Genomic DNA, 25,800 nt, shown 5'->3' with positions numbered 1-25,800 from the left:
ACTTTATCCCCTGATTGTCGTTAGCAAGATTCTTTGCATTTATACGGCGATTGGAAAAAATAAGTTCAACCTATTTAGATTTTAGGTAAGTTAGGGAAAATATTTATGAAATGGGTACATATAAAGCCTCGCTTTTTTGTGTACTGGTTGCGCTATGTCAATAGAAACTGCGATTATTAAGGAGAGATTTTTGTGAAGTTGCTTATTAACAGCTGTTTTTTACAGATCAACAAGTGTAGTTAGAATTCAGAAAATATTCATAGTTAAAGGAAGTGAGTGGCACTTCCTTTTGATATAGTAAAAACAAGGGGGGAAATGTATGTATACATTAAAAATTGTTTCAGACCGAGAAGCGGTCTATCAGTTTGCCAGTTATGTAAAAGTTGTTCAAGGGGTAGAGAACGTATATGTAGAGGTAGGGGAGCCTTTATATGAACATCCACTGATGAAATTTTATGTACATATTGCAATTCAAGCAACATATGACAATGAAAAGGCACTGAAGGAAATTGCAAGATTAGTAGAATTAGGGCGGTTTACATATGTTCATTACCGCAACGAAGAAATTGAACAGGCATTTGAAGCAGTAAAATATGAAAGTTTTCAAAAATAGTCAAAAGAAAGGGAAGCGGATGCTTCCCTTTTTGATGGGTCAATTTGATAAATTGTAATGTTTACAGCATTCTTTGTTTCAAATAGGAAAAAATAATACGAGAATTGTCCAATTTAAATAAGATAACAAAAAAATTACAAAGGTTTTTCTATGTGCTAACAGAATAGAAGTCTGATATTTAATTCATTTTGAATATTTTGATTTTTATGAGGTGTTTATAGTATAATACATACAGATAGGCATCTTATGTTATTCCATCTAAAAATTTATGAGGATACATAAGAGAGGGGTAAGTATAAGATGCAGAATGTTGTGATTACAGCAGCAGTTCGTTCACCAATCGGAACTTTCGGAGGAGCGCTCAAAAATATAACACCAGTAGAATTAGTGGTTCCTGTACTTCAAGAAGCTGTAAAGCAAGGTGGAGTAGAGCCACATGAAGTGGATGAAGTCATTTTAGGACACTGCATTCAACGAACGGATGAGGCAAATACAGCGCGAACAGCTGCATTAGCAGCAGGATTTCCAGAAACAGTTACAGGCTATACGATTCAGCGTCAATGTTCTTCAGGGATGCAAGCGATTATGTCTGCAGCAATGCAAATTCAGTTAGGTATTAGTGATGTTGTCGTTGCAGGCGGAGTAGAGGCGATGAGCTCTAGCCCCTATGCGTTAAAACAGCACCGCTGGGGACAGCGTCTTCAGCACGGCGAAATTCGTGATACGGTGTGGGAAGTTTTAGAAGACCCTCTTCATCATATGATGATGGGTGAAACGGCAGAAAATTTAGTGGAACAATATAACATTACAAGAGAGGAACAAGATGAAATTGCGCTGCGTAGCCATCGGCTAGCTCTTCAAGCTATTGAATCTGGTTATTTTGATAAACAAATTGTGCCGATTACAATAAAGGAACGAAGAAAAGAAGTTGTGTTTTCGAAGGATGAACATCCGCGTGCTGATATTACAGCGGAAAAGCTAGCAAATTTAAAACCAGCATTTCGTAAAGGCGGTTCTGTAACGGCCGGAAATGCATCAGGTATTAATGATGGTAGCGCCGTTTTAGTAGTAATGAGTGAAGAGAAAGCGAAAGAAAAAGGATTGCAACCATTAGCGAAAGTTGTAGGATATTCAGTAGCCGGAGTAGATCCTAAAATTATGGGAATTGGTCCAGCGCCAGCAATTCGTAAAGGATTAAAAAAAGTGAATTGGTCGCTGGAAGATGCCGACTTACTAGAAATTAATGAAGCTTTTGCGGCTCAATATTTGGCGGTCGAAAAGGAACTCGGTTTAAATCGTGAAAAAGTAAATGTGAATGGTAGTGGTGTAGGTCTTGGTCATCCAATTGGATGCACAGGAGCACGCATTACGGTAAGCTTAATTCATGAATTAAAAAGGCGAGGTCTTAAAAAGGGAATTGCTTCCCTTTGTGTTGGTGGCGGTATTGGCGTAGCATTATTTATAGAAGCATTATAAAAAAGAAGCGGCGGTGACCGCTTCTTTTTTATGGTTGAAATAATCGCTCACGATTTTCGAAAAAGAGTTTCATTCTTTGATCATGTTCAGTTTCTTCTTAATGTTACATTTGGATGGAAATGAAGTGATGGTAATGTCTGAATAACAGGTAAGTAATAAGGATAAACCGTGAAATTATGAATTTGCTCTTTTGGTAAAGAGATGCTTTTTAGAAAAGGGTCGTGTTCATTCCATATATAAATCTCAATTCATCGAAGATTTTGTTTCTAGTATAGCAGCGAATACGAGAGTAAGACAGCTTGCAAGTAAAAGAATAAATTATAAAACTCCAAATCCTAATCCTTCCCATCCATATGTATGTCTCTTGAAAAGGAAAAGTAACACTGTAGAAAAAAAGACCAACTAGTGCGGGAATATATTTTATTATTTTTAAATGCTTCCAAAAGAAAAGCAGAGATATGTACTTATGAAAAGCGGCATGAAAATCAGAAAAAAGACGAGTGTTATGGACAAAATATTTCTCCATTCTCTTTATTCCTTATTATAAAAATTCTATCATTGAATGTGTAGATATACCAATGTGAAAATAAATATTGCATAGAAATGAAGGGAATCGGTATGATAAAGTTAAATTTTAATCAGTGGGAGTTTTCTTCATCCCTTACTGATTATGAGTTTTCACCAATCGGGCTGTTACTGGCCTAAAATGGCGGATAAATATACATATGAATTCATGCGTTAGCTATGAAAAAAAGGAGATATTCTCTTACTTTGTTTCATACAGTATGGTGCCAAAGTAGAGTAGACTTCTGTTTTCATATTTTACAAATAGAGAGTATAATAGTATCCAGGTTTACAAGTGTTGTTTACAGGATTTTCACTGTTTCCGTTCTATATAAAATGAAAACAGTATTTTGTTAAATGAATGAAAGTGTTAGGAGTAATAGAAGATGAAAGTATGGAAAAGTATTGGTATTTTATGTAGTTGTCTCTTGATATTAAGTGGTTGCTTTCAAAAGGAAGAAAAGAAAGAACCGAAGAAGAAGGTAGAAGCAATTCCAGAGACGGCTGAATATGGTGGTAAAGAATTGAAAAAAGTTGGACAAGCTGTAAAAGAAAAAGGATGGGGAACATTTAAATTACAAAAATTGAAACATGTAAATCAAACATTCGAAGTAGCGCCAGTGAAAATTCATGTACAAGATGTGAAAGTTATTGAGCTATCACAAATGAGTAAAGAGGCAAAGGATACATTGAAAGTTTATACAGCTTTAAGTCCAGAGGAAGTGCAGCGCAGACTTGGAGATAAAGTGAGTCAAGAAGACGCTGAATTATATGCTTCTTTAAGTGGTCAAGAAATTAAGGACACTATACGCTATGTTGAGATTTCATATAAAGTAGAAAACAGTGGAGATAAAGCTATGCAGTTTTCCGCTATAAATGATGTTGTGATTAATGAAACACAGCAATTCAATGTAACAAAGCAGAATTTCTTATATGAAGAGAATACAATCGCTGGAGCAGAAAGTGTATCAAGAGGGGAGTATAACCCAGGTGAAACGAGGGATGGTATGATTGGGCTGATACTTGAAGATGGAAAAACAGATGTTACAAACATTTCATTTACAACAGATGTTCTCGTAAATAAGGATACGCATGAAACAATCTCAGAACCACAAACGTTCAACATGGCGCTATCCAAATGAAATATCATGAATACAAAAAACAATCAGCTTTATGTTTCAGCTGATTGTTTTTCTATTTCTTTTACGTACGTATCTACCTTTTGAAACTGTTTTTTTATTTTAAAAGCATCTTTTTGTTCTTGAAATTGTTTTTTATTATACGGTCCAAATCGTTTATTTTGTTTGATATCAATAATCCAATAGTACTCGTTTTGTTTATTCGTTAATGTTGACTCAGGGTTATGTGGATCTGATTTTTCCTCAATTTGTTTTGCGATAATATATCTATCATCCCAGGCAACTTCTGTTATGTTTGCGGGGACATATTGTGTCGCATATACAGCATCTTGCGTTGGGAACAGTTCAAATGCATTCCCGGAAGTATTAATCAGTTCATATTCCTCATTAATAGTATAAGCTGGATGATGTGCGCTTTCTGTACAACCTGTGAGTAATATAGTGACAAATAGAATGATCCATCGTCTCAATATGAGTACCTCCTTACAATGCTGTTGTAACACATTGTACAAGAAATGAGAAGGAAACGCTAGTTTACAATGTTTTTTAGAAATGATACGATGAAACGAGTAAAGAAGGATACGAAGGAGTCGACATAAGATGAAGTTAAAGATGCATCGCCCAGCGGTGGTAATGAATCGCATTGGTGCTTCCATAATTGATATGTTTCTCATCTCTGTTTTATACGGGGTGATTGTAGCTATCTTAACCGGAAACTACAGTGCGATTTTTAATCGTTTTAATGTTAGCTTGGGTGATTATCGATATGATCTTACACTTGTTTTTATATTAATGGCCATTTATTTTATTTTTCTCCCCTTTATTTGGAATGGTTGTACCATTGGGAAAAAAATCACTAGAATAAAACTTATATCATTAACAAGGGAAACGTTAACGATACGAATGCTACTTGTACGTTTTTTTGTATTGTTAGTACCGAACATAGTATTTCTTGGAATCCCAGCGATATGTAATGTATATATGATGCTATTTCGTCAAGATAATTGTGGATTCCATGATTTAGTTACAAAGACGAAAGTAATGAGTCTCGTTTAAGAGAGAATAAAGAATGGAAGACAAGTATAGAATGAATATAAGGAAGCAATCTATGTGATCCTCCCTCTATAGGGAGGAAGGATGTATGAGCGTTAGTTTTTCTAACATTCGTACATCCTTATTTTTTAATCAATTTACAATTTATCTCGCTATTTTAGGGCAGCTCGATTGGTAACGACTTATCGTTAGTGGGGATGAAGAAAATCCTCACAAAACATTTCACTTTACACAGGTTTTGTGAGGGTCTTATATGAGTTAGGAAAAGAAAACTAGTTCAAAGTTGCTGTCGAGGGAATGGCTGTTCCTGCTTGCGGATTTATCTAGGAAAGGAGTATACTGAAGGACGGTAGGACTTTTAGAAGGGGTAATGACAATGAAACTTGCAGGAAAGGTCATCGTTGTAACTGGTGGTGGTATTGGTATTGGACGTAGTACAGCTCTTTTATTGGCATCAAACGGTGCCAAAGTGATTGTAACGGATATTAATAGAGAAAGCGGACAAGCGACAGCAGAAGAGATAGTAAATTTAGGTGGAGAAGCACGATTTGTATCCCATAATATGGACAGACAGAGGGATTGGCAACATGTTATTGATGTCGCCATTGCTACATATCATCGCATTGATATGTTATTTCATAATGCTGTGCTATATAAAATTGACGCTATTTTCTTTGATCAACAAGGAAACGATTCCAATGTACTTTGTATGAATGACGTTTCGATAGAAATAAAACAATTGACGTCATCATTTATGAAACAGCAAGAAGAAGTGATGCTAACGGATTTGCCTATCTTTGGTGTTATTAGTGCAAAGAAGCAATCATTTCATACAGTTGAAGCCCTGGTATAATAGTGGAAAACCGCCCTCGATTTGTGCGTGGACGGTTTTTTTGTATATTAGCGAATGCGTTTTTCTGTTTTGCAATCAAAGAAATGTGCTTTATTTAAATCAAAGGCAAGTTTAATTTGGTCGCCAGATTTGAAGGTATGTCTTGCATCGACGCGTGCAGCAAAGTCTTGATTTCCTAGTTTCATATATAAAATAGATTCTGCTCCTAGTAATTCTGCAACTTCAACTGTACTTATAAAGGTTGTTTTTTGTGAAGCCTCTAAAAATAATAATTCATCATGAATATCTTCTGGGCGAATTCCAAGAACGATTTCTTGATTGACATATCCTTGTTCACGTAATTGTTTCATTTTTCCTTCTGGTACTTTAATTTTTACTGTATGATCTATAACAAAATCTTCTTCTGTGAGCTTACCACGGAAGAAATTCATAGCAGGTGAGCCAATAAAACCACCAACAAAAATGTTCTCTGGTGTTTCATATACTTCTTTTGGTGAACCGATTTGTTGAATTTTTCCATCTTTCATAACAACGAGGCGAGATGCCATTGTCATCGCTTCTGTTTGATCATGTGTTACATAAATTGTTGTTGTGCCAAGACGTTGATGTAACTTAGAAATTTCTGAGCGCATAGCTACACGTAATTTTGCATCTAAATTAGATAACGGTTCATCCATTAAAAAGACTTTTGCATCACGAACAATTGCACGTCCCAATGCAACACGTTGTCTTTGTCCTCCTGATAACGCTTTCGGTTTTCGATTTAAATATTGTTCAAGGCCTAAAATTTGAGCGGCCTCTTTTACACGACGGTCGATTTCTGCTTTTGGTATTTTACGTAATTTAAGACCAAATGCCATATTATCATAAACGCTCATATGTGGGTAGAGTGCATAGTTTTGAAAAACCATTGCAATATCTCGATCTTTTGGAGGAACATCATTCATTAATTTCTCATCAATCAAAAATTTACCTTTAGAGATGTCCTCCAGTCCAGCTATCATGCGTAATGTTGTTGATTTTCCGCATCCAGATGGACCGACGAATACAATAAATTCTTTGTCTTGAATATGTAAATTGAAATCTGTTACTGCCGTTATATTATTATCATATATCTTATAAATGTTTTCTAATTTAAGCTCCGCCATGACTTTTCCTCCCTCAGAAAAATGCAAACGTTTTCTTTTTTTATTATAAACGAATAGAAGAGAAAATCAAATAAAAAAAGACAGAAATAAAACGTTTTCATTTTTTCTGGAATTTGATATCATTCATTAATGAAAACGCTTGCGTTAAAAAATCATTTTATTAAAGAGAAATGGAGGTAGCAAGATGACAAAGCAATGGTGGAAAGAAAGTGTTGTCTATCAAATTTATCCACGTAGTTTTATGGATAGCAATGGTGATGGAATTGGTGATCTTCGAGGGATTATTTCAAAGTTAGATTATTTACAGAAATTAGGGATAGATGTTGTTTGGTTATCTCCAGTCTATGAATCTCCCAATGATGATAATGGTTATGATATTAGTGACTATCGTAAAATTATGACTGAGTTTGGGACAATGGAAGATTGGGAAGAGTTATTACATGAAATGCATAAGCGTAATATAAAATTAATGATGGATTTAGTGGTTAATCATACTTCTGATGAACATAATTGGTTTATAGAGTCACGTAAGTCCAAAGATAATCCATATCGGGATTACTATATTTGGCGATCAGGAAAAGAGGGGAAAGAGCCAAATAATTGGGAATCAGCTTTTAGCGGATCTGCTTGGCAATATGATGAAACAACGGATGAATATTATTTGCATTTATTTTCTAAAAAGCAACCGGATTTAAATTGGGATAATGAACAAGTACGAAAAGATGTTTATGATATGATGAAATTTTGGTTTGAAAAAGGGATAGATGGTTTTCGTATGGATGTCATTAACTTTATCTCCAAAGAAGAAGGATTACCAACTGTGGAAACAGAGGAAAAGGGGTATGTATCTGGGCATCAATATTTTATGAATGGGCCGAATATTCATACGTATTTGCATGAAATGAATCGAGAAGTATTATCAAAATATGATATTATGACCGTTGGTGAAATGCCTGGTGTCACAACAGAAGAAGCTAAACTTTATACAGCGGAAGAACGTCAAGAATTACAGATGGTATTTCAATTTGAACACATGGACTTAGATTCTGGAGAAGGTGGAAAATGGGATATAAAGCCATATTCTCTTCTTACGCTAAAACAAAATTTAACAAAATGGCAAAAAGCTCTTGAATATACAGGATGGAACAGCTTGTATTGGAATAATCATGACCAACCTCGCGTTGTCTCTCGCTTTGGCAATGATACAACCTATCGCATAGAAGCAGCGAAAATGTTGGCGACGGTACTTCATATGATGAAAGGTACTCCTTACATTTATCAAGGAGAGGAAATTGGAATGACAAATGTTCGTTTTGATTCCATTAATGAATATCGTGATATTGAAACATTAAATATGTATCGTGAAAAAGTAATTGAGCGCGGTGAAAATGAAGAACAAGTGATGCAATCTATTTATGTAAAAGGGCGAGATAATGCACGTACTCCAATGCAGTGGAATCAGGATAAGCACGCTGGATTTACGACTGGGGAACCATGGATTAGAGTCAATCCTAATTATAAAGAGATTAATGTAGAACAAGCATTACAAGATTCAGAATCAATTTTTTATTACTATAAAAAATTGATTGAGCTTCGTAAAAAACATGAAATCATTGTGTATGGTACATATGATTTAATATTAGAGAACCATCCATCAATTTTTGCTTATGTAAGAACATGGAAAGATGAACAATTACTTGTCATTGCGAATTTTACTGAGAATGAGTGTTTGTTTGAACTCCCGAAAGAGATAACTTATTATCTTTCAGAATTAGTCATTCACAATTATGATGTGCAAGATGGAACGCTTGAAAGTTTTGTTTTACAGCCGTATGAAGCAAGAGTGTATAAATTAAAATCATAAAAAGTCTTGAGGTAGCAAAAAAACTTATTTTTTAATTTTAAAATTGGTCAAATGAATAAAGAGTTAGATGAAATGTAGAATCATTGGATAAATAAAGAGCTACTTATATGAGTAGCTTTTTTGATGTATGTAAACATGCTAGTGAATTGGATTATTATGTACGAGGCGGGGGAAGCGAGAGTAAGATGTAAGAAAAAGAAGGATATAAAGTTGAACTTTAATCAGTGGGGTTTTCTTCATCCCCCACTGATTATGAACCCTCACTAATCGGGCTGTTACGGGCAGCCCTACTCCCACATATCTTCCTTGCTTCTCTGTGAATCTTGAGGTGGGAGTCTTACTGCTCGTTAATGCGGGATAAACGGTGCTGAGCTAATAGTTGGTGAACACAAATAATCAGCGGAGATAAGAAGCTGATTATTTGTGTTTGTTCTATATTTTACCATTTTAAAATAGAAAATCCATATGGCGGAATTGTAACTTGTAATGAATTTGTTTCTGCTGCAAATTCTTCATTTGTATATAGATTAATGATTTTTTTACTAGAAATAGGAAAAGGTATAGGAGCCGAAATCTCATGAGTTGTTGGATTTAAAACAAACAAAATCGTTTCATCTCTATATGTTTTTGTATAAGAAATATAACCTTGCTTATCGTTTGCTTCAATAAATTGAAAGGTTCCATGACCACCGAATGCTTTATATTGTTTTCGTAATGAAATTAATGTTTGTACATGTTCAAATAAGGCTTTATCTTGCTTGTCTTCTTCCCAAATCATGCATTTTCGGCAATCGGGATCCATGCCGCCATCCAGCCCAATCTCATCTCCATAATAAATGCATGGTGAGCCGATAAACGAAAGATGAAATATGTAAAGAAGTTTTACCTTGTCTTTGTTACCGCCACATATTGTTAAAATTCTAGGTGTATCATGGCTACCTAACAAGTGAAAAGCTACCTCGTTTACATTCATGGGATAGGAATGAAGAAAAGCTGTAATTTGCTCCATAAATGTACTCGGTGCTATTGTTTCATATGCAAAATAAGAAAGAAGAGCGTTTGTAACTGGATAACTCATGACGGCATCAAATTGATCGCCCTGCAGCCATGGTAGTGCATCATGCCAAATTTCACCTACAATGTAGACTTCGGGATTAATCGATTTAATTTCGCTACGAAATTCTCGCCAAAATGCGTGGTCAATTTCATTTGCTACATCAAGGCGCCAACCGTCAATGTTATATTCTTTTACCCAATAGCGTCCTACTTCCAGTAAATATTCTTTCACTTCAGGATGAGCAGTATTGAATTTTGGCATTTGCGGTGTAAATGCGAATGTATCATAGTTCGGACGTGGATCGGTTACAATCGGGAATTCATGGATATGAAACCAGTCTTTATATAGAGAGCACTCACCCTTCTTTATAACATCTTGGAATTTATCGAAAAAGTATCCGCTATGATTAAAAACGGCATCAAGCATGACTTTAATTCCTCGGTTATGACACTCGTTTATTAACCTTTTAAAAGTTTCTTTCGTACCAAATTGCGGATCAATTTCCATATAATCAATTGTGTCATATTTATGATTGGAATGTGCTGTAAAGATTGGAGTAAAGTATATACCAGAAATACCGAGTTTTACGAGATAATCAAGATGTTCAATGACGCCAGTGAAATCTCCACCGAAGAAATTCGTTGGTGTTGGATCTGTACTCCCCCATGGAAGAGTATGTTTAGGATTCCGTGTAATATCTCCGTTTGCAAAACGTTCTGGAAAAATTTGATACCATACTGTATCCTTCACCCATGATGGTGCTGTAAAGACATCCTTTTCATGAATAAAAGGGAAACAAAAGAAATTTCCAACGTCATGATCTGGAATTTCAGAGAAGAAGCCTCGCTCGGTATAAATAAGTGCTTCGTCGTTATTGTGTAGTTTGAATCCATATCGTAAACGTTTAAATTTTGGTGTGACTGAAGCGAACCAATAATCAAATAAAGCGCAAGATCCAGTCTTTCTCATAGGAGTTTGAGTTGTAATCCACTTTTTATCTTTCCATTCATAAGGGTCGCCATGAACAAGTAGGACTTCATTTACATCATTCTTTTTTGTGCGGAGTTGAATATGAAGTATATGTTTGTTGTAAGCGTATGCATAATTTTCTTTAGGCCGATGGTATATTGCTTCTTTTAACATATATAAATCCCCCTTTAAATTTTTGTAGGCGTAAAATATTGCAAACGATTGTCTTTAGGAAGAGATGATATTGTTTATAAGAGTAGTATTCAATTAAAAGAAAGTCAATATTTATTTACTAAGAGAAATCCTATGAAAAAATTTTCAAGAACATATTTGCAAAATAAAGAAAAAAAGGTATAATGATAGACAAATAGCGCAAACGTTTTCGTTAGGTGTGAGATAGTTTGTGCTATTATTAAACCACTTATTGTAAACGTTTTCATTAAAGCTAGCTTACGTACATAATTAAAGGAGGTTTTCATAGTGAAGAAAGCATTTTCGTTATTAGCAGTCTCCACTTTGGCAATCGGTATGTTGTCGGCGTGTGGTCCGAAAGATTCAGGGAAGAAGGAAGCGAGTAAAGAGAAGAAAGATTATGATCTTCTTGTTTGGGAAGATGAGAAAAAAAGTGTTGGATTAAATCCAGCTGTAGAAAGTTTTGAAAAGAAATATAATGTAAAAGTAAAAGTAGTCGAAATGACAATGACAGACCAGGTAAAGAAACTTCGCCTTGATGGTCCAGCTGGCACAGGACCAGATGTTGTAACATTGCCACATGATCAAATCGGTAACGCTGTAACAGAAGGTTTACTTTCTGAAATAAAAGTAAGTGATGAAGTGAAAAATAAATTTACAGATTTGTCAGTTCAGGCACAAACATATGACGGAAAACTATATGGTTTACCAAAAGCAATTGAAACACCAGTACTTATTTATAATAAAAAATTAATGTCTAAAGCGCCAGAAACGATGGATGACCTTTTTAATTTCTCTAAAGACTTTACAAAAGATGGAAAGTACGGTTTTTTAGCACTTGGAGATAACTTCTATTTTGCGAACGCATTTATGTCTGGTATGGGTGGTTATGTATTTGGTGAAAAAGATGGAAAACCAAATGTAAGTGATATTGGTTTGAATAATAGTGGGGCAGTACAAGGTGCTGAATATATTCAAAAATGGTACAAAGAAAAATTATTTCCAAAAGGAATTATCGGAGAATCTGGTGGAGCTGCAGCAGATGGACTATTCAATGAAGGAAAAGCAGCATCGATTATGAATGGACCATGGGCGTTACAAGCGATAGAAAAAACAGGAATTGATTATGCAGTAGCACCGATGCCGAAATTACCAAATGGTCAACCATTAAAAACTTTTGTTGGTGTAAAGGGATGGCATGTAACGAGCTTCTCAAAACAAAATGATTTAGCGACAAAATTTATTGAATGGGTGACAAACGAAGAAAATGCAAAAATTCGCTTTGAAAAAACAAAAGAAATTCCTCCTGTTAAATCAGTAATGGAAGATCCAATTATAAAAGATAATGAAGCTGCAAAAGCAGTAGCTACTCAGTCTGAAAGTGGTATTCCAATGCCGAATATCCCAGAGATGCAAGAAGTTTGGGGACCTGCTGGGGATGCACTTCAATTGATTGTTACAAATAAACAAGAACCAAAGATTGCACTTGATGAAGCGGTAAAACAAATTAAAGGAAATATTGAAGCAAATCATAGTAAGAAAAAATAAATAGAAGTTCGCATCTCTTATTTGGTAGGGATGCGAATTCTCTTCCTTCCAAAGGGAAGAAAAAGGGGGAAGAACGATGCAACAATCCATTAATCCAACGAAAAGATTAAGTGGTTCAAAACAACGTAAAACAGCTTTGATGCTGTCCATTATTCCAGGCATGGGACAACTGTATAATAAACAATATGTAAAAGCACTTATTTTTTTCGTATTAGCAGGTTCATTTGTTATAGCATTTGCGGATTTATTAAATATGGGATTATGGGGAATTGTCACACTTGGGACGGAAGTTCCTCGAGATCATTCTATCTTTCTATTAGTAGAAGGGATTTTAGCATTAATTGTTATTATATTTGGACTAGGAATATATGCTTTTAATTTATATGATGCATATCAAAATGGAAAAAAGCGTGATATAGGAATCCCGCTTAATTCTGTGAAAGAACAATATCATAACTTATTAGATCAAGGTTTTCCATACTTAATGGTTTCACCAGGATTTCTATTATTAATTTTCGTAGTTGTGTTTCCTATTATATTCGTATTTTTAATCGGATTTACGAACTATGATTTATATCATTCCCCACCGGCAAAGCTCGTTGATTGGGTTGGTTTTAAAAATTTTGTTGATATATTTACATTACCGATGTGGAGAGATACGTTTTTAAGTGTATTTGCTTGGACAGTTATTTGGACGTTCGTTGCTACAACACTCCAAGTAGCACTTGGTATTTTCTTAGCGATACTTGTAAATCAACCAGGAATTAAAGGAAAAGCATTAATTCGCACAATCTTTATTCTACCTTGGGCTGTTCCGGCGTTCGTATCTATACTCGTTTTTGCAGGTATGTTTAATGAATCGTTTGGTGCAATTAATAATCAAGTGTTAGCTTTATTTGGAATTGAAAAAATTGCTTGGATGACAGATCCATTTTGGTCAAAAGTAGCTTTAATTATGATTCAAACTTGGCTTGGTTTTCCGTTTATTTTTGCAATGACAACAGGTATTTTACAATCGATTCCTGGAGAGTTGTATGAAGCTGCAACAGTAGATGGAGCAACGATATGGCAACAATTCCGAAAAATTACGTTGCCGCTTGTTTTATATGCAACAGCACCAATTTTAATTACACAGTATACATTTAATTTTAATAACTTTAGTATTATTTACTTATTTAATGGTGGCGGACCTGCTGTTTCGGGACAGAATGCAGGTGGAACAGATATTTTAATTTCTTGGATTTATAAGTTAACAATGACATCGGCGCAATACGGAAAAGCAGCGGCATTAACAATGATTCTGTCATTCATTGTTATTTCAGTAGCGTTATGGCAATTTAAAAGAACAAAATCATTCCAAGAAGAGGATATGATGTAAATGAATATAAAACGACAAAAAATATTACGTCTTTCATTAAGTTATTTTGTAATTTTTATGATGTGTGTTATTATTTTTTACCCATTATTATGGATTATAGGTTCATCATTTAATCCAGGAGATAGTTTATCAGGATCCAGTATTATTCCAAAAAATGCGACACTGGATCACTATCGTGAATTGTTGAATCTTGATGCGAGTAATTATTTACTATGGTATAAAAATACATTGAAAGTTAGTGTATTAACCATGATTTTCTCTGTTTTATCCATTAGTTTTACGGCATATGCTTTTTCACGGTATCGCTTTGTAGGAAGGAAAAACGGTTTGTTAACGTTTTTGATTTTACAAATGATACCAAACTTTTCAGCGTTAATTGCATTATATATATTGGCGCAATTAACGGGATTAATTGATACACATTTCGCCCTAATTTTAATTTATGTTGGGGGCGCAATTCCGATGAATACGTGGCTCATGAAAGGGTATTTTGATACGATTCCAAAAGAGCTAGATGAATCAGCTCGTATGGATGGAGCAGGCCATTTCCGAATTTTTTGGCAAATTATTATGCCGCTTGCGAAACCGATTATAGCAGTGGTCGCATTATTTACCTTCATTGGACCATTTACAGATTTTATTTTAGCCAGTATCATTTTACGTACGCCAGAAAATTATACATTAGCTGTTGGCCTATATGAAATGGTGGCAAAAAAGTTTGGAAATGAATTTACAACTTTTGCAGCTGGTTCTGTATTGATTGCGATACCAATTTCTATCTTATTTTTATCACTACAAAAATACTTTATTTCTGGTTTAACAGCTGGAGGAACGAAAGGATGAAAATGGGACATATTGTTCCATTTCTTTTTTTAGAGAGATTCATATTCCGTTGAAAAAGAGAAATGATGTGAAAAATAGTATAGGAAAATAAGCCTATATCCTTTACAATACATGAAGTGGGAGAATATTCTTTTACATTGATATAATTTAGTAAAACGCGAAAGAAATGGGACTTTTTTCTATAACCCACAAATTTGCAAAATCAAAATAGATGAAGAATGATGCAGAGAGGAGGAGAGGTTATGACAGTTACGATTAAAGACGTAGCGAAAAAAGCGAATGTTGCGCCATCAACGGTGTCTCGTGTGATTGCTGATAATCCAAGTATAAGTGAAAAGACGAAGCGGCGAGTTCGTAAAGTCATGAGCGAGCTCGGATATCATCCGAATTTAAATGCAAGAAGCCTTGCCAATCAAACGACGAAAACGATTGGTCTTGTTATGCCAAGTTCTGCAAATAAAGCATTTCAAAACCCGTTTTTTCCAGAAGTTATTCGTGGGATTAGTTCGTTTGCTCATGTTGAAGGGTATGCTTTATATATGTCAACGGGGGAGACGGAAGAAGAGATTTTTAACGGGGTCATCAAAATGGTGCAAGGACGTCAAATCGGAGGCATTATCTTACTGTATTCACGTGAAAATGACCGGATTATTCAATATTTAAATGAGAAAAATTTCCCGTTTGTTTTAATTGGAAAACCATATGACAAAAAAGACAAAATTACATATGTCGATAATGATAACTATACAGCTGCAAGAGAAGTTGCAGAATATTTTATTTCTTTAGGGCATAAACGAATTGCGTTTATCGGCGGTGGTTCCGATTTACTCGTAACAAAAGATCGTTTAGCTGGGATGAGTGATGCTTTAAAGTTAGCGGATATTCAGTTACCGAGTGAATATATTTTCCATTTAGATTTCTCAAGGGAAAGTGGTCAGCAAGCTGTAGAAGAATTAATGGGACTAAAAGAACCGCCAACAGCAATTATGGCTACAGACGATCTAATTGGTCTTGGTGTATTAAGTGCCCTTACAGCAAAAGGGATTTCCGTACCGAAAGATGTTTCGTTAGTGAGCTTTAATAATGTGTTGTTATCCGAGATTGCGAGTCCACCTTTGACAACAGTAGATGTCAATATTTATCAATTAGGTTATGAAGCTGCAAAAGCATTAGTCGATAAAGTGGAACATTCAGAATCAAGTTCAAAATGTATTGTGATTCCACATAAATTATTGAAACGTCAGACTTGTGAGGGTTGTGAAAAAAGCTAAGAATGTTCATGAAGTGCACCTCAATTGTTAGACATAGTCTAACAATTGGAGGTGCACTTCATTTATCTCTTCGTTGTTTGTTTGAAGAAATTTTCTAAACGATCACAGCCTTCTTTTAACGTTTCCATACTATACGCGTAGGAAAGACGGATATATCCTTCACCATAATCTGAAAATGCAGTTCCAGGAACAACAGCAACGCCAGCTTTTTTCACAAGGTCAATAGCAAAGTCAAATGATGAAGAAGTAAGATGCCCAACATACGGGAAGAAATAAAAGGCACCCGTTGGTTTTTCGACAGAGAGTCCCATTTGTATGAGTCGATTGTAGACATAATCACGACGTTTTTTATATTGATGGCGCATCATTTTCGGTGCATCTTTTGCTGCTGTTAATGCTTCAATTGCGGCATATTGAGCAATCGAAGTTGCACAAGTTACATTATATTGATGAACCTTTAAAATATGTTCTGCTAAATATTGTGGAGCAAATAAAAAACCAATGCGCCATCCTGTCATCGAATGTGATTTAGATAATCCGTTAATAACAATTGTTTTATTACGCATTTCTGGAAACTGAGCGATAGATCGATGACTTTCTTCATAGACAAGTTCGCTGTAAATTTCATCCGATAAAACAAATATATTTTTATCTTTTAATACATTTACAATATCCGTTAGTTCTTCTTCTGATAGTGTAACACCGGTCGGATTAGAAGGATAAGGTAGAACGATGCATCTTGTTCGATCTGTAATTGCATTTTGAATCGCTTTTGCTGTTAAGCGAAATCCTGTTGGACGAACATCTACAAAAACAGGAGTTGCACCACAAAGTCTAATGATTGGTTCATAGCCAGGATAAATAGGTGCGGGTAAAATAACTTCTGTTCCAGGCTCTAAAATAGTACGGAATGCAATATCAATCGCTTCGCTAGCCCCGATTGTAATAATGGTTTCGTTTTCAGGTGTATAGTGTAGGTTGTAATTTTCCTTTAGAAAGTCGCAAGCTACTTTGCGTAACTCTAGTAAACCAGCATTATGTGTATAGCTTGTATAATTTTCTGTGATCGCTCTCTTAGCAGCTTCTTTTACTAAAGAAGGAGTTGGAAAATCAGGTTGTCCAATTGTTAAAGAGATAATATTGTCATAGTTTTGAATCATATTAGAGAATTGACGGATACCAGAAATTTTAATATCCTTCACTTTTGGATTAATAAATTGTTCCATGTTGACTCCCTTTCCTCGGCTTGAAAAATTACATTTATTTTATCATATTTTTAAATTTTTCGCTTTTCAGCGAAAAAAAGTCGCTGAAAAGCGACTTTTTAATACCCATATTCCCAATCTATTTCATCTTCATTCCAAAGTACGGAAGAAACCTTTCCAAGGTGTATAACCGTTTCATTTACAGAGCAAGTACAATTTTCTTCTCCAGCTTTGTTGTGTAACTCTTCATACACTGATTTTTCAACATTTTCAAGGACGACCAGATTCTCCTCTTTTAAAACAAGGGTAGTTCCTGCCATATTTATCTCCTCCTACTAAAATAATGATTACTTATTTATAAACATAGATAGTATGGATTATATGTTTGCTGTTGTTATAGTTGTCCGTATATTTGGCTTGTTGTACTTTAATTTTTAATCCGTATTCATTGTATACTGCATCATAGTAATTTGATACATGGTTTACAATCATTTCGGAAAGTTGTAACATTTCTTATTGTTTGTTCACAAATGATTTACAAATATAAATAGAAAAATCTAAATTTTGAAACAAAGTAGACTTTAAAATGATATAATCAAATCAAAATACATATAGGAGATGAAAGGCTATGGAGCTAATCCGTGATTTAATGATCCAAGTTGCGATTATTATTTTGCCTCTATTTTTATATGAAGCAATCCGTCTCAATCATTATCAAAATATGCTTCCAAAGCCCAATTATTATTTTATTACATTTTTGTCCAGTGTTACACTTGTGCTTTCGATGACATATCCAATTTGTTTTGGAGAGATTTGTAATTTTAATTTTCATGCGATTCCAATTATGAGTAGTTTCTTATATGGTGGAATGATTGGTTTGATTCCAACTATGATTTTTCTTATATATGAATGGTTTTTACATGGTTTAAATTGGTTTCGGATCATAGAGGTCATTGTGTTAGTCGTTATTCCATTATTATTATCCAAAAAGTGGACCGTCTTTCCAAGAAATAAAAAGCTTATTTTATCATTTATTGTGGCGTCTTTATATGTGCTAATTTGTCTCGTGATAGAAATATTTAATGTGTTATTAGGAACTGGATTTACTTCTTCTACTTCACATGTATATAGCGGGTATATCGTTGCTTTATTTATTATGGTGATGACAATGGTATTTCAAGTATATTTAACGGAGTACTTATATGAAAATGTATTACTGCGTGCAGAAATGCAAAAGTCAGAAAAATTAAATATCGTTAGTGAGCTAGCTGCAAGTGTCGCACATGAAGTTAGAAATCCTCTTACTGTTGTGCGTGGTTTTATTCAATTACTCGATAGCACAGAAGATGTGAAAAATAAAGAGTATATGCGTCTTGTATTAGCTGAATTAGACCGAGCAGAACAAATTATTTCTGATTATTTAAATTTAGCCAGACCACAAATTGAACAAAAAGAACATATTTGTTTATCTGCACAATTAATTGAAATGACTACGTTAATGTCTTCATTTGCAGCAATGCAAGGTGTGTATTTACAGGTTGAAATCTCTGAAAACCTTTATACGATAGGTGATAAGACGAAGCTGAAGCAAGCGATTATGAATGTTGTAAAGAATGGAATCGAAGCGATTCAAGAAAACAAAGGCTATCTAAAGGTTACTGCTATTCAGAAAGGTGACACCATTATTGTGCGAGTAAAAGATAGTGGAATTGGCATGACGAAAGAGCAACTAGCAAGACTTGGACAGCCTTATTATTCTTTGAAAGAAAAAGGAACGGGCCTAGGGCTTATGGTAACATATCGTATTTTACAAGCCCATAACGGTACGCTGGAATATAGTAGTGAAAGTGGGAAGGGGACAGAAGCAATTATTACATTACCAGCAGTTAAAAATAAGGAATAAAAGTTACCGTAAAAGGTAACTTTTTTTATATGAAAACTTGATTATTAGATAGTAAATTGTGACAAGGTAACACTCATGGATTTTTTTCTTGTTTTACACGAACAAATAGATTTTTAAAGGATTGAAATAGACTTTGATCCTTTGATGCGGCAATCATGCGTTTTGTTTCTTGAATTTCACGAATGACTTGCATCAGTTGAGCATCACGATTATTGTCTTTATTATAAATTTGCTGGATTAGTTTATTCATTTTTTCTTCTTGTTTGGATTCACGTTTATACATATGATTCATTAATAAGTCCATTTTTTCTTTTTGTAAAGCATCGGTTTGAGCTGCATGATCGACAAGCTCTTGTAGCATTTTTTCTTGTTTTCCTTCCTTTACATATACTTGTTGCATTAATTCATCAAGTTTTTCATCTTTTAAACGGTTTTGCGTAATGAGTGTAGAGTTTTGATGAATAATTGCTTCATTCAATTGAGCTAACATTTCAAGTTTTAACATGAATTCTTCAAAGTTGCGATTTTCATCTTTCTTTTGCATGTCTTGCTGTTCTTTTGTAACATTGATTTTTACGGGCGGATAATCTTTTTCCTTTAAAATAATCGGAATCGTTTCTGTAATATCTTCTTGTAAAGTAGCTGCTCGTTCATGAATTAATTTTAATAGCTTTACATCATCTAGTTTGTATATACGAGCATCGGCAGTTCTTGCAATGTTATAGCCATACTCTTCTAGAAGTTGACTATATTTTCGGACTATATGTTTTGGGATTCCTGTTTTATTTGTGACATCTTTCGTTTTATAGATCGTCTCCATGACATTTCCTCCCCAAAAAGTATCGTATATATCAATTCCATATTTTATGTGGACTTCCTTTGAAAAAGAATGTCGTAAGTCTAGAAAAATTCTACATGATTAGTGGAATTTTGAAGGAAAATGAATGTTTTTTGACGCAAATAAGAGAGGGAATGAAAATAATGTCTGAAAACAAATGGACAAAAAGTTTGTTATAATAGCCTAGTCAAAGAAAAGAATTTAAAAAGCGGAGGCATACGTATGAAACAATTGAAAGGCATTATTATTTCAATCATTGCGGTTCTTTCTATTTTAGTGGCTGTTTATGAAGCGCTTATACCGACAGAACAAGCAAAACAAAAGGACGGTACATATGATCAAGTTCTAGAATTTCCGAAAGATCGTTATCCAGAAACCGGAAAGCATATAGAAAATGCAATAAAGGAAGGACATTCTAAAATCTGTACGATTGATAGAAATGGAGCTGGTGACAGACGAAAGCAATCTTTAGCTCCATATCCACCAAAAAAAGGATACGATCGTGATGAATGGCCGATGGCAATGTGTAAGGAAGGAGGCAAGGGGGCTCATATTGAATATATTAGTCCGGCTGATAATAGAGGAGCTGGATCATGGGTCGGTAATAAATTGGATAAATACCAAGATGGTACACGTGTGAAATTTGTAGTGAAATAACGGAAGACGGGAGTGTTATTTGTGGAATTAACAATTTCCTATGCACAGCTCATTGTGATGAATTATGATGGACCACCGCCGGATATAGAGTGGACGGATGAGGCGTTTGAGAGAAGATATGTGCAAGTGGATGATGCGGTTATTTTTGAAGCAATCTCTGATTATACATGTGAAGTAGCAGGATATGTCGGTCAGCATAGAGAGAGAGAAGGAATTGTAAGAAAGGTATCCGTTCCTTTTGTTGTAAAAGATGAGGGAGTTTTTGTGAAAAGTATTCTTTCTAATACAGTGCATATTGACGTTCCAAAAGGAAATTATATGTTAGTGTTGCAAGTGATTCCACTTGAAGAGTCAAGAGATGATGAACTGTACAGAGTGCGATATGAGTTATATTTTGAAAGCGAAGAATAGTTACGACACCACAATTTGAGACGAAAGCAAGTGAAATAAAAAATAGGTATCCCTATTGAGAAGGGATACCTATTTTTGTTAGGCGTTTGTTTTTAGTAGTGTACGAGCTTCTTTTGCAGCTTCAACCATATGTTCTAAAGCGGGTAGAACTTCTTCTGTTCTTCTTGTTTTTAATCCGCAGTCTGGGTTAATCCAGAAGTATTTTGGGTTACAAACTTTTAAAGATTGCTCTACAATTGTATACATTTCTTCTTTACTTGGTACACGTGGACTGTGAATATCGTAGACTCCTAGACCAATTCCTTTTTCATATGTCGTCTGTTCGAGTGTATGGATAAATTCTCCGTGACTTCTTGATGTTTCAATTGAAATCACATCAGCATCTAACGCACGAATCGCATCGACAATATCTTCAAAATTGCTATAGCACATATGCGTATGAATTTGGGTTTCATTTGCCACAGAAGCTGTTGCTAAGCGGAATGACTGAACTGCCCACTCAATATATGAATCCCAGTCTTTTTCTTTTAAGGGCATACCTTCGCGAAGAGCTGGTTCGTCAACTTGAATGATTCTAATACCTGATGATTCAAGTCGCTCAATTTCATGACGAAGCGCTAGTGCAATTTGATAACATACTTCTTTGCGAGGGAGATCATTTCGAACAAATGACCAATTTAGAATTGTTACGGGACCTGTTAGCATACCTTTTACTACTTTATTTGTAAGACTTTGTGCATATACAGTTTCTTTAACTGTCATGTCGCTAATAAATGCAACGTCACCGAAAATGATTGGCGGTTTCACACAGCGCGAACCGTATGATTGCACCCAACCATTTTTAGTAAAGGAGAATCCAGCAAGCCGTTCGCCGAAGTATTCCACCATATCAGTTCTTTCGAATTCGCCATGAACAAGTACATCAAGACCAATATTCTCTTGGTGGCGAATCCACTTTTCGGTTTCTTGTTCAATAAAGTGTTCATACTGTTCGTTTGTAATCTCGCCATTTCGCCATTGTTTCCGCGTTTGACGAACTTCAGGAGTTTGCGGAAAACTACCGATTGTCGTTGTGGGAAGTAGCGGTAATTGTAAAGCTTTTTGTTGCAAATCATAACGTTGTTCAAATGGAAGAGGACGAGAGAAGTCTTCTTCTTTTAGAGATGCTCTCGCTGTTTGAACATCTTTCCGATTTCTTGCAGCGGAAGAGCGGACTGCTTCATGAGAGTTACGATAAGTAGTAATCTCTATTTCGATACTGTTCACACCTTCAGAAAGGCCGCGTTTTATAAGAGTAAGTTCTTCTAATTTTTGGTTTGCAAATGCAAGCGCATCAAATAGTTCCGGTGATAAATGTGTTTCTTCTGTCTTATCAACTGGTGTATGTAATAAACTACACGAAGGCTGAATAATCCAATCTTTCGGCTCAATGTGTGCCTTTAATGTTTCAAATAAAGCGAAGACCTCATCAAGATTGGCTCTCCAGATGTTACGGCCATCTATACAGCCGATAGCTAATGTTTTCTCGGCCGGAAATCCATGTTCTACAATTGATTTTATATTTCCTTCTTTACCGTGAACAAAGTCCAGACCGATGCCAGATACTGGGAATGTAATGAGTTCTGTATAGTTTTCTTCAACGCTATCAAAATATGTTTGTAAGATTAAGTTTGCACTTGGAACTTCTTTTTGAATAGCTTCATAAAGTTTTTTCGCCTCTATCATTTCCTCTTTTGTTAAGGAAACAAAAATAGGTTCGTCAATTTGGATGAGTCGTGCTCCAGCTTTATGAAGCTCAGTTAATAATTGTACATATGGTGCGATGAGTTTATGTAAAATGGTAGGGAATTGATCTTGTGTATATCCTTTTGCTAATTTTAAAAATGTATAAGGGCCTAATATAACAGGCTTTCCGTCTATTCCTAATTCTCGCTTTGCTTCTTCATATAAGCGAAGTGGACGATTATCTTTCAAAGAAATATTTAGTCCTTCTTCATACTCAGGAACAATATAATGATAGTTTGTATTGAACCATTTTGTCATTTCAGAGGCCACATGATCTTTGGAACCACGTGCCATGGCAAAATATATATCAAGGTAAGATGTGAAGTTTGAAAAACGTGATGGAATAAAACCAAGCATATAAGCAGTGTCTAGCACGTGATCATAATATGTAAAATCACCAATTGGAATGAAATCGATTCCTTTTTCTTTTTGAACATTTAAATGTTCAAGATGGATTTCTTTCATTGTTGTTATAAGTTGTTGTTCGTCAATTTTTTGTGCCCAGAAGGCTTCCAATGTTTTTTTCCACTCTCGCTGTAATCCAATTCGTGGATAACCTAAATTACTTGTGTGAAGTGCCATTTAAATTTCCTCCTCAATTATAAGTAAGCATTTCGGTTTACTAGGAAATGCGTTTAACGATAAGCATAAAAGGATATAAAATCACCTTAGCTTATTGTTTGTAACACCTAATCATCATCCGTGAGTCTATCAGTGTTGTTAAAATAGGCAGGTCTCCTGGCTTATGCCTTATACAATTTTTTCACCTTCCCGTTTTCACAGTGGCATAGAAAAAAATCTCAGCAGTTACAGTGGCGGGACCGCGTTGGAATTTCACCAATCTTCCCTTTTCAACACAAATAGTTGTATTTGTGTACCTATTTTCCTCATTGAAAGGAATTTAACAAGCGAATATGATATTGAAACAAATTCTAACATAATTTTTGGAATTTTGTCTACTGTTTTAAAATGACAAAATTCTTATTTTTTAAAATTCTTTATTTCTTATGATCTAGGAAAATATATTATGTAGTGTGAAGGGTATGCTAGGTCATCTTTGGTAGTAAGACTCCCACCTTAAGATTCAGAGAGAAGCAAAGAATATAGGTGAGAGCTCATAATCAGTGGGGGGATGAAGAAAACCCTCACTGATTAAAGTTTTATTGTATCTTAACTTACTTGTTTTTGTTTCTTCTTTTCGCCTGTGAAAAGCCGTTCTTTACCCATTAATAAAATACAAATCATACTTAAAGAAGCGGGAATAAGTGCCCAAAGAAATGTATCAGCAATCGATGTTGTAAGCGATTGTTTAATTAAACTAAGTACTTCAGGTGGGATTTTTTCCGTAGCATGCGGCGTTAATAAAAAGCTTGTATCTCCACCTTTTGGGGCTAGTTTTGCAAATTCAGGCGGGAAAACGACTTTTAATTGATTCGTAAAAATATGATTTTGAATCGTACCGAAAATAGTTACACCAAGAGTCATTCCAAGAGAGCGGAAGAATGAATTTGTAGATGTGGCAGCTCCTCGTTCTCTCATTCCTAGGTCGTGAATAGAAGACATACTTAAAACTGAGAATGAGAACCCAACACCTAAGCCAGTAAGAATCATAAAGATTGTTACAAGTGTTCGCGATGTTTCCATTGTTAATGTACTAAGTAAATAAATGCCGCCGATAAAAAATACTCCTGAGATCATCATAATGTTACGATAGCTCATTCGTGAAGCAAGTTGTCCGCCTGTTTGGCTTCCAATTACTGAACCAATCATCATTGGGGTTAAAATGAACCCAGCGTTGGAAGCAGAGCCACCAAGAACGCCTTGTACGAAGATAGGAATATAAACGGTACAAATAATAAAAGTTGCGCCATAGAAAAATGCAACTCCTTGACTTGCTGCAAATAACCGTTTTTTAAATAAATGGAAAGAGATGATAGGTTCTGTTGCCTTTTTCTCTACAAAAAAGAAGAGTATAAGCATAATAGTGAATATTGTAAATAAACCGATGATTACATTTGAATTCCATGCGTATTCTTTACCGCCAAGTTCTAGTGCGAACATTAAACAGACGATACTGATAACAAGTGTGATTGCACCAGCCCAATCAATTGTTTGCTTTCTATGTTGTAATGATTCTTTATAATAATTCGAAATAAAGAAGAAAGAAATAATACCCAATGGAATATTAATATAGAAAACCCAGTGCCAGCTTATATAATCAGTGATATAGGCACCTAATAAAGGACCGAAAACACTTGATGTCCCAAAAACGGCACCAAATAGTCCAGTCATTTTTCCACGTTTTTCAGGTGGAAAGATATCGTACATAATGGTAAAAGCAATTGGCATAAGAGCGCCGCCGCCAATTCCTTGAATTGCTCGATAAACGCTTAATTGTTCAATACTTGATGCTGTACCACAAAGAATAGAGCCGAGTAAAAAGATTAATAGTCCTCCGATATAAAAGCGTTTGCGTCCATACATATCCGACAATTTCCCGAAAATAGGCATTCCAGCCATTGTAGCTACCATATAAGCGGATGTAACCCAAACAAACTTATCAAATCCTCCTAAATCACCTACAATGGTTGCCATGGCAGTTGCAACGATGGTATTATCCATTGCTGCCATTAAAATACCAAGTAACAATCCAGTAACAACAAATTTTGTTTTTCTTATTTTGCTTTGTGTTATCTGTGTTTCCAAATATAGCCCTCCTTTAGTGTGAAAATGAAATGGTCTTATCTCTCAAAGCTATTTTGTTTAAGAAATCGAAGTACAATTCATAAAGAATATTGTTATATACAGTTTGAATTGTACCATGAGGATTTCGCAAAAAGCATAAAACATATTATAGTAAAATTTGACTAAAAGGCAAACTTTTTTCTTATACCAAAATCTTCACGCTATAAATAAGAATTTGAAATTTGAAGATATAAGGAAGTAGGAAATCATATGCTTTTCTATTATTTAAAATGGTTTTTCTTTTCATTGTTGAATAAGAATAGAGAAGAGAGAAAAATGGTGATATGT

The 25,800-nt window shown here is 34.9% G+C and carries 20 protein-coding genes, 1 pseudogene and 1 riboswitch; of the genes and pseudogenes, 13 read left to right on the top strand and 8 right to left on the bottom strand.

The window, feature by feature from the left end; all coding sequences use genetic code 11:
• Positions 1-319 precede the first annotated feature (319 nt).
• The 3 genes from BCER98_RS13775 (at position 320) to BCER98_RS13765 (ending at position 3,795) form a co-directional block, all read left to right on the top strand.
• On the top strand, positions 320-613 hold the full coding sequence (locus BCER98_RS13775; protein WP_012095182.1) for a DUF3928 family protein: 294 nt from the start codon (positions 320-322) through the stop codon (positions 611-613).
• A 300-nt stretch (positions 614-913) separates the two neighbouring features.
• Positions 914-2,089, top strand: coding sequence for an acetyl-CoA C-acetyltransferase (locus tag BCER98_RS13770; protein WP_012095181.1), 1,176 nt, complete (start codon positions 914-916; stop codon positions 2,087-2,089).
• 950 nt (positions 2,090-3,039) lie between these two features.
• Positions 3,040-3,795 carry a hypothetical protein gene (locus BCER98_RS13765; protein WP_012095180.1) on the top strand — a complete coding sequence of 252 codons (756 nt, stop codon included), beginning with the start codon at positions 3,040-3,042 and terminating at the stop codon, positions 3,793-3,795.
• 29 nt (positions 3,796-3,824) lie between these two features.
• Here BCER98_RS13765 and BCER98_RS13760 read toward each other — a convergent pair whose 3' ends face one another.
• Positions 3,825-4,262, bottom strand: coding sequence for a DUF3997 domain-containing protein (locus BCER98_RS13760; RefSeq protein ID WP_012095179.1), 438 nt, complete (start codon positions 4,260-4,262; stop codon positions 3,825-3,827).
• Between the two features lie 130 nt (positions 4,263-4,392).
• On the opposite strand from BCER98_RS13760, the gene BCER98_RS13755 reads away from it, so the two are divergent.
• Positions 4,393-4,848: an RDD family protein gene (locus BCER98_RS13755; RefSeq protein WP_012095178.1), complete on the top strand. Its 456-nt coding sequence runs from the start codon at positions 4,393-4,395 to the stop codon at positions 4,846-4,848.
• Positions 4,849-5,191: 343 nt separating this feature from the next.
• Positions 5,192-5,698, top strand: a pseudogene (locus BCER98_RS13750) (SDR family NAD(P)-dependent oxidoreductase); the annotation flags it as partial.
• Positions 5,699-5,745: 47 nt separating this feature from the next.
• Here BCER98_RS13750 and BCER98_RS13745 read toward each other — a convergent pair.
• Entirely contained in the window at positions 5,746-6,846 is a 1,101-nt protein-coding gene (locus BCER98_RS13745) for an ABC transporter ATP-binding protein (RefSeq protein ID WP_012095176.1), read from the bottom strand.
• Positions 6,847-7,030: 184 nt separating this feature from the next.
• Here BCER98_RS13745 and BCER98_RS13740 point away from each other — a divergent pair, with 184 nt between their 5' ends.
• Positions 7,031-8,710 carry a glycoside hydrolase family 13 protein gene (locus tag BCER98_RS13740; protein WP_012095175.1) on the top strand — a complete coding sequence of 560 codons (1,680 nt, stop codon included), beginning with the start codon at positions 7,031-7,033 and terminating at the stop codon, positions 8,708-8,710.
• A 439-nt stretch (positions 8,711-9,149) separates the two neighbouring features.
• Here the strand turns inward: BCER98_RS13740 and BCER98_RS13735 are convergent, their stop codons facing one another.
• Positions 9,150-10,910: an alpha-glycosidase gene (locus BCER98_RS13735; RefSeq protein ID WP_012095174.1), complete on the bottom strand. Its 1,761-nt coding sequence runs from the start codon at positions 10,908-10,910 to the stop codon at positions 9,150-9,152.
• 306 nt (positions 10,911-11,216) lie between these two features.
• Between BCER98_RS13735 and BCER98_RS13730 the strand changes: the two genes are divergently transcribed.
• From BCER98_RS13730 to BCER98_RS13715, 4 genes are all read left to right on the top strand, one after another.
• Positions 11,217-12,476, top strand: coding sequence for an extracellular solute-binding protein (locus BCER98_RS13730; RefSeq protein WP_012095173.1), 1,260 nt, complete (start codon positions 11,217-11,219; stop codon positions 12,474-12,476).
• Between the two features lie 76 nt (positions 12,477-12,552).
• Positions 12,553-13,854 carry a sugar ABC transporter permease gene (locus tag BCER98_RS13725; RefSeq protein WP_012095172.1) on the top strand — a complete coding sequence of 434 codons (1,302 nt, stop codon included), beginning with the start codon at positions 12,553-12,555 and terminating at the stop codon, positions 13,852-13,854.
• Positions 13,855-14,697: a maltosaccharide ABC transporter permease MalD gene (gene malD, locus BCER98_RS13720; protein WP_012095171.1), complete on the top strand. Its 843-nt coding sequence runs from the start codon at positions 13,855-13,857 to the stop codon at positions 14,695-14,697. It begins immediately after the preceding gene.
• A gap of 242 nt (positions 14,698-14,939) precedes the next feature.
• Positions 14,940-15,968 (top strand): LacI family DNA-binding transcriptional regulator, encoded by a 1,029-nt coding sequence (locus tag BCER98_RS13715; protein WP_012095170.1) that lies wholly within the window; start codon positions 14,940-14,942, stop codon positions 15,966-15,968.
• A gap of 62 nt (positions 15,969-16,030) precedes the next feature.
• On the opposite strand, the gene BCER98_RS13710 is transcribed toward BCER98_RS13715, so the two are convergent.
• Both BCER98_RS13710 and BCER98_RS13705 read right to left on the bottom strand, forming a co-directional pair.
• On the bottom strand, positions 16,031-17,194 hold the full coding sequence (locus tag BCER98_RS13710; RefSeq protein ID WP_012095169.1) for an aminotransferase A: 1,164 nt from the start codon (positions 17,192-17,194) through the stop codon (positions 16,031-16,033).
• Positions 17,195-17,292: 98 nt separating this feature from the next.
• Entirely contained in the window at positions 17,293-17,493 is a 201-nt protein-coding gene (locus BCER98_RS13705; RefSeq protein ID WP_012095168.1) for a hypothetical protein, read from the bottom strand.
• Positions 17,494-17,801: 308 nt separating this feature from the next.
• On the opposite strand from BCER98_RS13705, the gene BCER98_RS13700 reads away from it, so the two are divergent.
• The gene (locus BCER98_RS13700; RefSeq protein ID WP_012095167.1) at positions 17,802-19,076 is read left to right on the top strand and encodes a sensor histidine kinase; all 1,275 of its coding nucleotides are present in this window, start codon (positions 17,802-17,804) and stop codon (positions 19,074-19,076) included.
• 73 nt (positions 19,077-19,149) lie between these two features.
• Here BCER98_RS13700 and BCER98_RS13695 read toward each other — a convergent pair whose 3' ends face one another.
• Positions 19,150-19,896 (bottom strand): DUF3967 domain-containing protein, encoded by a 747-nt coding sequence (locus BCER98_RS13695; protein WP_012095166.1) that lies wholly within the window; start codon positions 19,894-19,896, stop codon positions 19,150-19,152.
• 240 nt (positions 19,897-20,136) lie between these two features.
• Between BCER98_RS13695 and BCER98_RS13690 the strand changes: the two genes are divergently transcribed.
• The gene (locus BCER98_RS13690; RefSeq protein WP_012095165.1) at positions 20,137-20,571 is read left to right on the top strand and encodes a NucA/NucB deoxyribonuclease domain-containing protein; all 435 of its coding nucleotides are present in this window, start codon (positions 20,137-20,139) and stop codon (positions 20,569-20,571) included.
• Between the two features lie 21 nt (positions 20,572-20,592).
• A complete protein-coding gene (gene comJ / locus BCER98_RS13685) occupies positions 20,593-20,982 on the top strand; it encodes a competence protein ComJ (protein WP_012095164.1) in 390 nt (129 codons plus the stop codon).
• Between the two features lie 78 nt (positions 20,983-21,060).
• On the opposite strand, the gene metE is transcribed toward comJ, so the two are convergent.
• Both metE and BCER98_RS13675 read right to left on the bottom strand, forming a co-directional pair.
• Complete coding sequence (gene metE / locus BCER98_RS13680) at positions 21,061-23,349, bottom strand: 5-methyltetrahydropteroyltriglutamate--homocysteine S-methyltransferase (RefSeq protein ID WP_012095161.1); 2,289 nt, start codon at positions 23,347-23,349, stop codon at positions 21,061-21,063.
• A 129-nt stretch (positions 23,350-23,478) separates the two neighbouring features.
• Positions 23,479-23,664: riboswitch (cobalamin riboswitch) on the bottom strand.
• A 273-nt stretch (positions 23,665-23,937) separates the two neighbouring features.
• Positions 23,938-25,473: an MDR family MFS transporter gene (locus BCER98_RS13675; protein WP_012095160.1), complete on the bottom strand. Its 1,536-nt coding sequence runs from the start codon at positions 25,471-25,473 to the stop codon at positions 23,938-23,940.
• Positions 25,474-25,800 lie beyond the last annotated feature (327 nt).

Origin of the sequence: Bacillus cytotoxicus NVH 391-98 (assembly GCF_000017425.1) — a bacterium.
GTDB classification, from domain to species: Bacteria; Bacillota; Bacilli; order Bacillales; family Bacillaceae_G; genus Bacillus_A; species Bacillus_A cytotoxicus.
Note: the sequence above shows the minus strand (reverse complement) of the source record. Positions and strands in the feature narration are given on the sequence as shown.